Here is a 12,874-nt window from a genome sequence, read left to right on the forward strand (position 1 = left end):
CCGCTCTCCCGCTTGCGGAGAGGGGTTGGGGGAGAGGGCAGCAGCCAAGTCAGGCCGCTGGTTTGCACGCTCTCCCGCTTGCGGGAGAGGGGTTGGGGAGAGGGCGGCAGCCAAGTCAAGCCGCTGGTTTGCTCCGCTCTCCCGCTTGCGGGAGAGGGGTAGGGGAGAGGGCAGCAGCGTCCCCATTCCCCACGTCCTACCTCGCCAGCTGCAACGTCACGATCCCCGCCAGCACCAGCGCGGTCGCCAGCAGCCGCCGCCGGTCGAACGGCTCGCGCAGCAGGAAGTAGCCCAGCAGCGCGGCGAAGATCACGCTCGATTCGCGCAGCGCGGCCAGCTTGGCGACCGGCGCCAGCGTCATCGCCCACAGCATCAGCGCATACGAGCCGACCCGGTTGATGCCGCCGATCCACGCGCGCTTCCAATCGGTGCGCAGCAGCGTCAGCAGCGTGCGGCCGCGCCGGACCGCCGCGTAGCCCGGCATGAACAGATGCGACAGCGTCTGCAGCCAGACGATGTACGAGAACACCTGCCCGTGGCGCTTGACCGCGGTGCCGTCGATCACGGTGCCGCCCGCCAGGCACGCGCCGGCCAGCAGCGCGAACCCCATCAACTGCGGCGATTGCGTGCGCCACCGCACCAGGCTGACCAGCCCGCAGCAGATCAGCGCGATGCCGGCGTAGCCGCCGGGACCGAGCCGCTCGCTGCCCATCGCGAGCAGCAGCAGCGCGACCATCATCGGCGCGCAGCCGCGCATCAGCGGATAGGCCTGGCTGAAGTCGCCGCGGTTGTAGGCGGCCACCAGCGACAGCTTGTAGACGACCTCCAGGCAGACCGTCGCCAGCAGGAAGGGCCAGACCGCCGGCGCGGGCAGCGGCACCAGCAGCAGGAAGGGCAGCGCCGCCAGCAGGCAGAACGTGTCGATCAGCGCCATCGACGACAGGCGGTCGCCGCCGATCTTGACGATCGCATTCCAGGAGGCGTGCATCACCGCGGACAGCATCACGGCGACGAACGCCATCCAGTGGAAGTCGGCGGGAACGGTCATGCCGCCTTGGCCAGCTGCGCCGCCATGTCGATGCCCATCTCCTGCAGCGTCAGCCCGATCGCCGACACCACGTTGCGCATTTCGTTGTCGTCGATCGCCCCGATGCAGCCGACGCGGAAGGTCTCGACCTGCGTCAGCTTGCCAGGATAGAGGATATAGCCGCGCTCGCGTACCTTCGCATAGAAGGTCTTGAAGTCGTAGCGCGGGTCGTCCGGCGCGTGGAACGTCACGATGATCGGCGCCTGTACCTCGGGACGCAGGAAGGGGCGGAAGCCCAGTTCGCGCATGCCATCGACCAGCGCGGCGCAGTTGCGGCGATAGCGCTCGCCACGCACAGCCTGCCCGCCCTCGGCCAGATACTGGTCCAGCGCCGCCCGGAAGGCGGCCACCACGTGCGTGGGCGGCGTGAAACGCCACTGCGTGGTCTTCTGCATATAGGCGTACTGGTCGTACAGATCGAGCGCCAGCGAATGGCTGTTGCCCTGGCTGGCCTCCAGCACGTCCTTCCTGACCAGCACGAAGCCCATGCCGGGCACGCCCTCGATGCATTTGCCGGTGGCCGCCACCAGCGCGTCGAACGGCATCGTCCGCGCATCGATCTCGATCGCGCCGAACGAACTCATCGCATCGACAATCAGGCCCTTGCCGAGCCGCGCGCACAGCTGCGCGATCTCCGGCAGGGGATTGAGCACGCCGGCGCCGGTCTCGCAATGGACCTGCGCCACATGGGTGATCGACGGGTCGGCGGCCAGCGCGGCCTCGATGGCCGCCGCGCTGGCGGGCTGGTCCTCCGGGATGGCCAGTTCGACCGCGGCGCGGCCGATCGCCTTGCAGATCTTCAGGATGCGCTGGCAATAGGCCCCGTTCTGCGGCACCAGCACCTTGCCGTCGCGCGGCACCACGTTCGCAATCGCCGCTTCGACGGAAAACGTGCCGCTGCCCTGCATCGGCACGCAGACGTGGGTGCCTTCGCCGTGCACGATGCGAATCAGATCCTCGCACAGGCTGCCGGTGATGGCGTTGAAGGCGGCGTCCCACGACCCCCAGTCGCGCAGCATGGCTTGCTTGGTCGCGAGCGAGGTGGTCAGAGGGCCGGGCGTCAGCAGAATGGGGTCGTTGCCGCGAATCATGGTCGAATCTCCTGGCAGGGTGTGGCGGAGCGGGAATCGTTTGTCATCGTTTGTCGTGGTTTGCCGCCGAGGGCTCAGTCGCGATCACCGGCGCCGCGCCATGCCTGTGTGCGGCGCTCGAGCCAGCGCTGCAGGCCGTGGTACGCCAGGCAGGCGGCGGCGCAGGTCAGCACGACCAGCGTCGCCATCGCCGCGGCCGGGCCGATATCGCCGGATTCGTCGAGGTTGACGATCTCGACCGAGGCCAGCTTGGTATCGGCGCCGTACAGGAACACCACCGCCGACACGGTGGTCATCGCGTTGATGAACAGGTAGCGCGAGATCTCGACGATCGCGGGCAGGCAGGCCGGCACGGTCACGCGCAGGAAGGTGGTGTAGAACGGCACCTTCAGCGAGGCGGAGACGGCCTCGAACTCGCCGTCGAGCTGCTTGAGCGCCGTCACCGCGGTCAGATGGCACGACGCGTAGTAATGGACGATCGTCACCAGCACCAGCATGCCCAGCGTCTGGTACAGGACATGGAGCGGATTGGCGGCCGGCACGAAGAAGAAGATGTAGCCCAGCCCGAGCACCAGCCCCGGCACGCCCATTGGCAGCACCGCCATCAGCCGCACGAAGCCGCGCAGCCACTGCAGGCCACGGGTCTTCTCCAGCAGATAGGCGGTGGTGAAGATGAAGACCGGACCGACCAGCGCGCAGGCCAGCGCCAGCTTCAGGCTGTTGAAGTACGAAGCGACGACGCCGCCTTCCACCAGTCCGAGCCGGTAGTGGTTCAGCGACAGCGAGAAGTCATAGGGCCACAGCTTGACGAACGACGCGTAGACCGCCATGCCCATCACGGCAACCATCAGCGCGGCGACCATCCAGCAGAACGTCGCCATCGCGGCATCGAAACGGCGGCTGCGACGCGGCACGTAGGGCACCGAGCGGGCCGACATCTGTGCCATCTGGCGGCGCTGCACCCGCGCGTCGATGCAGTAGGTGATCAGCACCGGCACCAGCAGCATCAGCGCGACCACCGCGCCCTGCGAGAAGTCCTGCATGCCGATCACCAGCTTGTAGATGTCGGTGGCCAGCATGGGGAAGTTGCCGCCGATCACCTTCGGGATGCCGAAGTCGGAGATCGCATAGGTGAATACCACCATCGAGGCACTGATCAGGCCATAGCGCGCGGCGGGGATCGTGATCGTGAGGAACTTGCGGACGGTCGACGTGCCCAGCGCATCGGCCGCTTCGTACAGCCTGGCATCGGTCAGCGACAGCGCCGTGATCAGGATCATCAGCGCATGCGGGAAGGTGGCGAACACCAGCGCGCCGACCACGCCGAGCGGCCCGTAGATCTGCACGCCGCCCATATAGGGCTTGAGCAGTCCCTGGTTGCCGAACCAGAAGATGAACGAGATCGCGGCCAGCAGCGACGGTGCCAGCAGCGGAATCAGCGCGAGATTGCGCAGCAGGCCCTTGGCGCCGATGCGGCTGCGCGTCAGCGCATAGGCGAAGGTAAAGGCCAGCGGCACCGTGATGGCGGTGGCCAGCGCCGATACCCAGACGCTGTTCCAGACCGAGTGCCACAGCGCCGGCGTGGCCAGGTATGCGCGGAAATGCGCGATGCCGGCCAGCGTGCCGTCGCGGTTCTGCACGCTCTTGGCGAGGATCATCACGATCGGCGCCAGCACGAAGCACAGCAGCGCCAGCGCGGCGGCGCACAACAGCGCGTGCGCGATGCGGTCGGTCCAGTGCGTACGGACCGTGCCGAGGACGGTGGCGGGCGCGAAAGCGGGAGATAGCGGCGTGACAGGCGGCGCGGGCGCCTTCGACAGGAGCAGGCTCATGGCTGGCGGAACACTCGCAGGCGGTCGGCGGGAATGGCCAGGCGCAGCGGATCGCCGGCGCTGGGACGCAGTTCGTGCATGTCGTTGAGCGACAGGTCGGCATAGAGCGGCGCCGCGGTGGCGCCACCGTCGGCCAGCTTCAGCGTCAGCCGCGAGAACGCGCCGAGAAACTCGATCTTGTCGACGGTGGCGTCGAGCACGTTTTCGCCCTGCTGGTCGCAGCCGCGCACGCAGACATCCTCCGGCCGGAAGAAGACCTGCACGGTGTCATCGGTACAGCAGCCCGGCGGCGCGATGCATTGCAGGCGCCGTTCGCCCAGCCGCAGATGGCCGTCGCTGTCTACCGTCGCGGGCAGCATATTGGTCTTGCCGACGAAGTCCGCCGCGAACGGCGTGGCCGGGCGCTGGTAGATCTGCGCCGGCGTGCCGATCTGCTCGATCGCGCCGTGGTTCATCACGACGATGCGGTCCGCCATCGACAGCGCTTCCTCCTGGTCGTGCGTGACCAGGATCGTGGTGATGTTCAGCCGCTGCTGCAGCGCGCGAATCTCGCTGCGTAGCCGCACCCGCACGCGCGCGTCGAGCGCGGACAGCGGCTCGTCGAGCAGCAGCAGGCCGGGCGAGGTCGCCAGCGCCCGCGCGATCGCCACGCGCTGCTGCTGCCCGCCCGACAGCTGGCCGGGATATTGCGCGCCGCGCTCGGGCAGGCCGACCAGGGTCAGCAGTTCGGCCACGCGCGCACGCCGCTGCTCGCGCCGCATGCGCCGGTTGACCAGCCCGTAGGCGACGTTGTCCGCGACCGTCAGGTTGGGGAACAGCGCATACGACTGGAACACGATGCCGTAGTCGCGCTCCATCGGCGGCAGCGTCGAGATATCACGCCCCGCCTGCATGATGGTGCCGGCGGTCTGCGATTCGAGGCCGGCGATGATCCGCAGCAGCGTGGTCTTGCCGCAGCCGGACGGGCCGAGGAAACACAGCAGCTCGCCCTCGCGCACGTCGAGGTCGACATGTCGCAGCGCGGTGAAGCCGTCGGCACCGCCGAACCGCTTGTGGATGCCTTTCAGGCTCAGATAGCTATCGTGCCTGCTGGGGGACGTAGACATGGATGTGGGCTCCATCGGGTCGGTTGCGGGCGGTGGCGGCTCGCGATGAGCGCGTGCTTTGCGTCGTTCCCGCGCAGGCGGGCATCCAGCGTCTCCGAGAGTCGCTGGGTCCCCGCTTTCGCGGGGACGACGAGCGCCGGAGGACCGGACGCTGCTTACTGCTTTTCGGCCTTGGCGCTGTAGCGCTTCTGCCATTCGGTCAGCACGCGCTCGCGGTGCTTCGCGATGTAGCCGAAGTCGTTCTTGACCAGCATCTTTTCGTAGCCGGCCGGAATCGTGTCGATCTTGCGGGCCACGCCGGGGTAGGCCACGATCGCCCAGTCGCGCGCGAACAGCTCGTTGGCTTCCTTGCTGGCCAGCCAGTCCAGATAGCGCTGCGCGGCCTCCTGCTTTCTGGTGCCCTTGACGATGGCCGCGGCCTCGATGTCGTAGCCCAGTCCTTCGCGCGGGAAGATGATGTCGATCGGCGCGCCGGCGGCCTTGGTCTTGTGCGCGCGCAACTCGAACGAGATGCCGATCGGAAATTCGCCGGCGCCGGCCTGCTTGCACGGCTTCGAGCCGGAATGGGTGTACTGGGCGATGTTCTCGTGCAGCGCATCCATGTACTTCCAGCCTTCCTGCTCGCCGAACAGCTGCAGCCACGCGGTCACGTCGAGAAAGCCGGTGCCAGAGGAGACCGGGTTGGGCATCACGATCATGCCCTTGTAGATCGGCTTGGCCAGATCGCGCCAGGTCTCGGGCCTGGGCAGGTTGCGCTTCTTCGCTTCGATGGTGTTGAAGCACACCGTCGCGCCCCAGACGTCGAGGCCGACCCACGAGGGCGGCGTCGCCTTGTCGCTGTAGTCGCGCGTCAGCCGTTCGAAGCCCTTCGGCGTATAGGGCTGGAGCATGCCTTCCTGCTTGAGCAACTCCAGGCTCGAGGCGGCGAGGCCGGCGATCACGTCGGCCTGCGGGTTGGCCTTTTCGGCGAGCGCCTTGGCGGTGATCACGCCGGTCGAGTCGCGCACGTACTTCAGTTCGATATCGGGGGCGACCTTGGCGAAGCCCTCGGCGTAGGGCTTCAGCGTCTCGATTTCCCAGGCGGTGTAGACGGTCAGCGTGGTCTTCTGCGCGAACGCGGCGCCGGTCAGAACAAGGGCGGCCGTGGCGGCGAGGGCTTGCTTGGCAAGTGTCATGGCGGTTCTCATTGTGGGGCTCCTTGTGGCATTGTATGTGCCATGTTGTGTCAATTTGGTGAATTACGTGCAGTGCCACACGAAGCCATGCACCACCTTGAATCACCGCGAAACCCTTGTGTAGCAAGACTTGCAAGACATATGCCCATACGGAGCCGCGCTTTCTTCTCCGATCCAGCGCTCCGCGGCGTCTTGGTTTGTTGACAATATACAAACCGCTTGCTTTAATCGCAACCAGCAAATGTACGCACGCCGGCCGGTCTTGGCGGACCGCTGAAACGCCCTGCGCCGCGTGCAACGCCATCCCCAGCAAGTCAGGAGTGTTCATGTCCCGCCAAGCGCCGCTGTCCAGCGAAATCGAGATCCTGCAGAGCCAGTCGCTGACCTCGCTGGTGCAGCGGGAGCTGGAGCGGCGCATCACCGCGGGCGAGCTCGCCCCGGGCGACAAGCTCAATGAGATCGAGCTGGCCAGCGAGCTCAACGTGTCGCGCGGCCCGGTGCGCGAGGCCTTTCGCGCGCTCGAGCAAGCCGGGCTGCTGCGTACCGAAAAGAACCGCGGCGTGTTCGTGCGCTCGGTGTCGCTGCAGGAGGCCGACGAAATCTATGCGTTGCGTGCCGTGCTGGACGAATACGTCGGCCGGCAGCTGGCGCAGCGCATCACGCCCGAAGCGCTGCGTGAGCTGCGCGCGATGATCGAGGCGCTGGGCGCCGCCAGCGCGGCGCGCGACCTCGACGACTATGCCCGGCTGAACTTCGCCTTCCACGATCGCATGGTCGAGCTGGCCGGCAATGGCAAGCTGCTCGAGACCTATCGACGCCTGGTCAAGGAATTGACGCTGTATCGCCGCGAGGCGCTGTCCGCCGCGCCGACCGCGATGCCGGCCTCGACCCGCGAGCATCGCGACATCGTCTCGGCGATCGCGTCGCGCGATCCGGAGCTTGCCGGCCGGCTGATGCGCGAACACGTCGAACGCGGCCGCGCCCGGCTGCACGCGGCGGTGCAGGGCCAGGCCGGAGCCGACACGGCGGCGCCGGCCGACACGCCTGCAGGCTCCGCCTGAATTGATCACCGGCTGGCGGCGCCCGGTCCCTGCCGGGCGTCGTCCGACCCTTAGCTTCCTCCGTCCAGGACCACCGACATGCCCGCCCCTCGCTCCGACTCCTCGCCCGGCAAGCCCGCCGTGACCGTCAACCAGCGCACCTACCGATGGATGCAGCAGCCCGTCGTCGTGGTCTGCGTCGACGGCTGCGAGTTCGACTATCTGGAAGCGGCCGCCGCCAGCGGCAGCGCGCCGTATCTGAAGCGGCTGCTGGCCGAAGGCGCGGCGTTCCGCGGCGCCTGCGTGGTGCCGACCTTCACCAATCCGAACAACCTGTCGATCGTCTGCGGCGCGCCGCCGTCGGTGCACGGCATCTGCGGCAACTACTTCTTCGATCGCACGGCCAATGGCGGCCGCGGCGAGGAAGTGATGATGAACGACCCGAAGTACCTGCGCGCCGGCACCATCCTCGCGGCCTTCGCCGAAGCGGGCGCCAGCGTCGCGGTGGTCACCGCCAAGGACAAGCTGCGCCGGCTGCTGGGCCATGGGCTGCGCGGCATCTGCTTCTCGTCGGAAAAGGCGGACCAGGCCAGCGTCGAAGAGAACGGCATCGACAATGTGCTGGAACTGGTCGGCATGCCGGTGCCCAGCGTCTACAGCGCCCAGCTGTCCGAATTCGTGTTCGCCGCCGGCGTGCGCCTGATGGAGACGCGGCGTCCCGACCTGATGTATCTGTCGACGACCGACTATATCCAGCACAAGTTCGCGCCCGGGTCGGACGGCGCCAACGCCTTCTACGCGATGATGGACCGCTATCTGGCGCGGCTCGACGCGCTGGGCTGCGTGGTCGCGCTGACCGCCGATCACGGCATGAATGCCAAGCACGACGCCCGGACCAAGGCTCCGAACGTGGTCTTCCTGCAGGACCGGCTCGATGCCTGGCTCGGCCGCGGCGTGGAGCAGGGCGGCGCGCGCGTGATCCTGCCGATCACCGATCCCTATGTCGTGCACCACGGCGCGCTCGGTTCGTATGCGACCGTTTATCTGCCCGACGATGCGGACGCCGGCGCCGCCGCCGCGTTGAAGGCCAAGCTAGGCGATATCGAGGGCGTCGATGCCGTGCTCGACAACGCCGAGGCCTGCGCGCGCTTCGAGCTGCCGCCCGATCGCGTCGGCGATCTGGTCGTGATCAGCGGCAAGCATGTGGTGCTGGGAACCAGCCGCAGCCGCCACGACCTGAGCGGGCTGGACGCGCCGCTGCGCTCGCACGGCGGCGTGTCGGAGCAGACCGTGCCGCTGCTGTTCAACCGCCCGACCGCCGGCATTCCTGGCAAGGCGGTGCTGCGCAATTTCGACATCTTCGACGTCGCGCTCAACCATCTGCATTGATCCGCCCGCATCTCGCCGGGGTCGCAACGATCCCGCCCGCACCCACGGAGCCCGAACATGAACGCCCCACAGTTTCCCGCCGCCCAGGTCAGCCCGCACTTCCGCGCCGAGGCGCTGCGCATCGACGGCGAGAAGGTCGTGCGCGACCGCGTCATCGAAGTGCGCAATCCCTACGACGGCACGCTGGTCGGCACGGTGCCGAAGGCGACCGTCGAGGACGTGCGGCGCGCCTACGCAGTCGCGCGCGCCTATCGCTCGACGCTGACCCGCTACGAGCGCGCCGCGATCCTCGATCGTGCCGCCGCGCTGCTGCGCGAGCGCACCGAGCCGGCCTCGGACCTGATCACGCTCGAGTCCGGCCTGTCGAAGAAGGATTCGCTGTACGAGATCGGCCGCGTCGCCGACGTGCTGAACTTTGCCGCCAACGAGGCGCTGCGCGACGACGGGCAGATGTTCTCGTGCGACCTGACACCGCACGGCAAGAAGCGCCGCGTGATGACGCAGCGCGAGCCGCTGCTGGGCGTGATCACCGCGATCACGCCGTTCAACCATCCGATGAACCAGGTCGCGCACAAGGTCGCGCCGTCGATCGCCACCAACAACCGGATGGTGCTCAAGCCCTCGGAGAAGGTGCCGCTGTCCGCATACTACCTGGCCGATCTGCTGGTCGAGGCCGGCTTGCCGCCGCAGATGCTGCAGGTGCTGACCGGCGATCCGGCCGAGATCGCGGACGAGCTGATCACGCATCCGGCAGTGGACCTGATCACCTTCACCGGCGGCGTGGCGATCGGCAAATACATTGCCGCCAAGGCCGGCTACAAGCGCGTGGTGCTGGAGCTCGGCGGCAACGATCCGTTGATCGTGATGGACGACGCCGACCTCGACCGCGCCTCCGACCTCGCGGTGCAGGGCTCGTACAAGAACTCCGGCCAGCGCTGTACCGCGGTCAAGCGCATGCTGGTGCATCAGGCCGTTGCCGCGCGCTTTACCGAGCTGGTGGTCGAGAAGACGCGGGCGTGGAAATTCGGCGACCCGATGGACCGCGGCGTCGACATGGGCACGGTGATCGATGCGCAGGCCGCGGCGCTGTTCGAAGCGCGCGTCAACGAGGCGGTGGCGCAGGGCGCGCGGCTGCTGATCGGCAACCAGCGCGACGGCGCGCGCTATGCGCCGACGGTGGTCGATCGCGTCGATCCGGCGATGACGCTGGTGCGCGAGGAGACCTTCGGCCCGGTCTCGCCGATCATCACGTTCCGCGACATCGACGAGGCCATCCGCATCTCGAACGGCACGGCCTTCGGCTTGTCGTCGGGCATCTGCACCAACCGCATCGAGGACTTCACACGCTTTGCCAACGAGCTGCATGTCGGTACGGTGAATCTGTGGGAGGTGCCCGGCTACCGCATCGAACTGACGCCGTTCGGCGGCATCAAGGACTCGGGGCTGGGCTACAAGGAAGGGGTGCAGGAGGCGATCAAGAGCTTCACCAACCTGAAGTCGATCACAATGCCGTGGGGGTGAGGGCCTGGGGCGGGCGGCAAGGAACCACCCCCTCTCCCCAGCCCTCTCCCCCTGAGGGGGAGAGGGAGAAAACAATCGGCCGGAACGTAAGGCGTCGCGTCGGGTAAGGCGTCGCGATCGATTTCCAGCGGTTTTCTCGCCTCTCCCGCTCGCGGGAGAGGGGGGAGAGGGGGGAGAGGGAGAGCACAATCGGCCGGAACGTAAGGCATCGCGTTGGGTAAGGTGTCGCGATCGATCTCCCGGCGGTTTTCTCCCCTCTCCCGCTCGCGGGAGAGGGGCGGGGGAGAGGGCAAGCGGCGTGCGCCGTGGCCACCACCGCCTGTCACAACGCTCGGCTAAAATCCCCGCACCTTCCACAAGCCCCGGAGCGCCCGTGCTGGCCGAACAACGGCAGAAATTCATCCTCGACCAGCTTGCCGCCAGCGGCGCGCTGCAGATCAGTCAGCTGGTCGGCGAGCTCGACGTGTCGCGCGAAACCATTCGCCGCGACCTCAATGCGCTGGCCGCGCGCGGCCTGCTGGTGCTGACGCACGGCGGTGCGCTGGCGCCGAACCGCGCGGAGGCCGATACGCAGACGCGGGCGGCGGTCAATGCCGAAGGCAAGCGCGCGATCGGGGTACGGGCCGCCGAGCTGGTGCCCGACGGCGCCTCCGTGATCATCGACTACGGCACCACCACGCATGCGGTCGCGCAGGCGCTGCTGGGCCACCACAACCTGCTGGTCTATACCAACGACCTGTCGATCGCGCTGCTGCTCGGCCGCCGCAACGGCAACCGCGTGGTCGTGCTCGGCGGCGAGTTGCAGGACAACGAGGACGCCACCAACGGCTGGGACACCGTCGAGCAGCTGTCGCGCTATCACGCCGACTTCGCCTTCATCGGCATCGGCGGCATCAGCAACGACGGCGAGGTCAGCGAGTATTCGCGGCCCGCGGCCGAGCTGCGCGGCCGGATGCTGCTGTCGGCCAGCGTGCCTTGCGTGGTGGCCGACCATACCAAGTTCGGACGCCATACCGGCGTGCAGGTCAGGCACTTCGACAAGGCCGCCTATCTGATCAGCGACATGGCCCCCGAGGCCCCGCTGGCCGACGCCCTGAAGCGCCGCGGGCCGGCGCTGCTGATCGCCTGAAGCGGGTCCCGGGACGGACGGCTGCGCATTTTTTCGCTCAGGGTCATAACACTTTTGACTGTCGAAATTCACCGTTTCGGTGCTAAAGTCGCGCTCCGACTCAAGAAAATCGACAGAGACAGCCGTGAGCCTTCCGACCCTCGATGCCTTCCTTGCCGGCGTGGCCCGGCGCGATCCTGACCAGCCCGAGTTCCAGCAGGCGGTCAAGGAAGTGATGATGACCCTGTGGCCGTTCGTCGAGCGCAACCCGCGCTACGCCGACCAGGCCCTGCTGGAACGGCTGGTCGAACCCGAGCGCGTGATCCAGTTCCGCGTGGCATGGACCGACGACCAGGGCAAGGTGCAGGTCAACCGCGCCTTCCGCGTGCAGCACAGCTCGGCCATCGGCCCGTACAAGGGCGGCATGCGCTTCCATCCGACCGTCAACCTGTCGGTGCTCAAGTTCCTCGGCTTCGAGCAGACCTTCAAGAACGCGCTGACGACGCTGCCGATGGGCGGCGGCAAGGGCGGTTCCGATTTCGATCCCAAGGGCAAGTCGGACGGCGAGGTGATGCGCTTCTGCCAGGCGCTGATGACCGAGCTGTATCGCCATCTCGGCGCGGACACCGATGTGCCGGCCGGCGATATCGGCGTGGGCGGCCGCGAGGTCGGCTTCATGGCCGGCATGATGAAGAAGCTGTCGAACCAGTCCGCCTGCGTCTTCACCGGCAAGGGCCTGGCCTTCGGCGGCAGCCTGATGCGTCCCGAGGCCACCGGCTACGGCACCGTCTATTTCGCGCAGGAGATGCTGCACCGGAGCGGCCGCGACTTCGACGGCCAGCGCGTGCTGATCTCCGGCTCCGGCAACGTCGCGCAATACGCCGCGCAGAAGGCGATCGAACTGGGCGCCAAGGTGCTGACGGTGTCCGATTCGGGCGGCGTGCTGCACTATCCGGAAGGCATGAACGACGAGCAGCTGGCCGCGCTGATGGAATTCAAGAACGAGGAGCGGGGCCGTCTGTCGGACTTCGCCGAGCGCGAGGGCTTGCGCTTCGAGGCCGGCCGCACGCCGTGGCATGTGCCGGCCGATATCGCGCTGCCGTGCGCGACGCAGAACGAGCTCGATGGCGAGGATGCCAGGCGGCTGCTGGCCAATGGCGTGTTCTGCGTGGCCGAGGGCGCCAACATGCCGTCGACGCTGGAGGCGGTGGACCATTTCCTGGCCGCGCGCATCCTGTACGCGCCGGGCAAGGCCAGCAATGCCGGCGGTGTCGCGACGTCGGGGCTGGAGATGTCGCAGAACGCGATGCGGCTGTCGTGGCATCACGCCGAGGTCGACGCGAAGCTGCACTTCATCATGAAGGACATCCATCAGAATTGCATCAACCACGGACGCAAGGACGACGGCTACGTCAACTATGTCGAAGGCGCCAATATCGCCGGCTTCGTCAAGGTGGCCGACGCCATGCTGGCGCAGGGCGTGATCTGACGACAGGGGCGGCCGGCGCCGGCGATGTACCTTCTT

General features: G+C 67.6%; 10 protein-coding genes. 5 read left to right on the forward strand and 5 right to left on the reverse strand.

Features of this window, described 5'->3' with window-relative positions; all coding sequences use genetic code 11:
• Positions 1-196 precede the first annotated feature (196 nt).
• The 5 genes from LRR16_RS01730 to LRR16_RS01750 all read right to left on the reverse strand — a co-directional run bounded on the left by LRR16_RS01730 (position 197) and on the right by LRR16_RS01750 (position 6,303).
• Positions 197-1,048, reverse strand: coding sequence for an EamA family transporter (locus LRR16_RS01730; RefSeq protein WP_232204605.1), 852 nt, complete (start codon positions 1,046-1,048; stop codon positions 197-199).
• Positions 1,045-2,178, reverse strand: a complete 1,134-nt coding sequence (locus LRR16_RS01735) for a 2-aminoethylphosphonate--pyruvate transaminase (RefSeq protein ID WP_232204606.1) — start codon at positions 2,176-2,178, stop codon at positions 1,045-1,047. The genes LRR16_RS01730 and LRR16_RS01735 overlap by 4 nt, the downstream gene beginning before the upstream one ends.
• 74 nt (positions 2,179-2,252) lie before the next feature.
• Positions 2,253-4,010 carry a putative 2-aminoethylphosphonate ABC transporter permease subunit gene (locus LRR16_RS01740; RefSeq protein WP_232204607.1) on the reverse strand — a complete coding sequence of 586 codons (1,758 nt, stop codon included), beginning with the start codon at positions 4,008-4,010 and terminating at the stop codon, positions 2,253-2,255.
• Complete coding sequence (locus tag LRR16_RS01745; RefSeq protein WP_232204608.1) at positions 4,007-5,116, reverse strand: putative 2-aminoethylphosphonate ABC transporter ATP-binding protein; 1,110 nt, start codon at positions 5,114-5,116, stop codon at positions 4,007-4,009. Before LRR16_RS01745 ends, LRR16_RS01740 begins: the two co-directional genes overlap by 4 nt.
• 155 nt (positions 5,117-5,271) lie before the next feature.
• A complete protein-coding gene (locus tag LRR16_RS01750; protein WP_064576947.1) occupies positions 5,272-6,303 on the reverse strand; it encodes a putative 2-aminoethylphosphonate ABC transporter substrate-binding protein in 1,032 nt (343 codons plus the stop codon).
• Between the two features lie 314 nt (positions 6,304-6,617).
• Here LRR16_RS01750 and LRR16_RS01755 point away from each other — a divergent pair, with 314 nt between their 5' ends.
• The 5 genes from LRR16_RS01755 to gdhA all read left to right on the forward strand — a co-directional run bounded on the left by LRR16_RS01755 (position 6,618) and on the right by gdhA (position 12,838).
• Positions 6,618-7,352, forward strand: coding sequence for a phosphonate utilization associated transcriptional regulator (locus LRR16_RS01755; protein ID WP_023263457.1), 735 nt, complete (start codon positions 6,618-6,620; stop codon positions 7,350-7,352).
• 78 nt (positions 7,353-7,430) lie between these two features.
• Positions 7,431-8,720 (forward strand): phosphonoacetate hydrolase, encoded by a 1,290-nt coding sequence (gene phnA, locus LRR16_RS01760; protein ID WP_232204609.1) that lies wholly within the window; start codon positions 7,431-7,433, stop codon positions 8,718-8,720.
• Positions 8,721-8,777: 57 nt separating this feature from the next.
• Positions 8,778-10,241, forward strand: a complete 1,464-nt coding sequence (phnY, locus tag LRR16_RS01765; protein ID WP_232204610.1) for a phosphonoacetaldehyde dehydrogenase — start codon at positions 8,778-8,780, stop codon at positions 10,239-10,241.
• A 373-nt stretch (positions 10,242-10,614) separates the two neighbouring features.
• Positions 10,615-11,370 (forward strand): DeoR/GlpR family DNA-binding transcription regulator, encoded by a 756-nt coding sequence (locus LRR16_RS01770; RefSeq protein ID WP_064576944.1) that lies wholly within the window; start codon positions 10,615-10,617, stop codon positions 11,368-11,370.
• A 124-nt stretch (positions 11,371-11,494) separates the two neighbouring features.
• Positions 11,495-12,838 carry an NADP-specific glutamate dehydrogenase gene (gene gdhA, locus LRR16_RS01775; protein ID WP_023263455.1) on the forward strand — a complete coding sequence of 448 codons (1,344 nt, stop codon included), beginning with the start codon at positions 11,495-11,497 and terminating at the stop codon, positions 12,836-12,838.
• The last annotated feature ends 36 nt before the right edge of the window (positions 12,839-12,874 follow it).

The sequence above is a fragment of the Cupriavidus sp. UGS-1 genome, from assembly GCF_021213615.1.
Classification (GTDB): Bacteria; Pseudomonadota; Gammaproteobacteria; order Burkholderiales; family Burkholderiaceae; genus Cupriavidus.

Coding starts and splice junctions, on each gene's coding strand:
- LRR16_RS01730 (WP_232204605.1), bottom strand. CDS start 1,048: ATGACCGTTCCCGCCGACTTCCACTGGATGGCGTTCGTCGCCGTGATG.
- LRR16_RS01735 (WP_232204606.1), bottom strand. CDS start 2,178: ATGATTCGCGGCAACGACCCCATTCTGCTGACGCCCGGCCCTCTGACC.
- LRR16_RS01740 (WP_232204607.1), bottom strand. CDS start 4,010: ATGAGCCTGCTCCTGTCGAAGGCGCCCGCGCCGCCTGTCACGCCGCTA.
- LRR16_RS01745 (WP_232204608.1), bottom strand. CDS start 5,116: ATGTCTACGTCCCCCAGCAGGCACGATAGCTATCTGAGCCTGAAAGGC.
- LRR16_RS01750 (WP_064576947.1), bottom strand. CDS start 6,303: ATGAGAACCGCCATGACACTTGCCAAGCAAGCCCTCGCCGCCACGGCC.
- LRR16_RS01755 (WP_023263457.1), top strand. CDS start 6,618: ATGTCCCGCCAAGCGCCGCTGTCCAGCGAAATCGAGATCCTGCAGAGC.
- phnA (WP_232204609.1), top strand. CDS start 7,431: ATGCCCGCCCCTCGCTCCGACTCCTCGCCCGGCAAGCCCGCCGTGACC.
- phnY (WP_232204610.1), top strand. CDS start 8,778: ATGAACGCCCCACAGTTTCCCGCCGCCCAGGTCAGCCCGCACTTCCGC.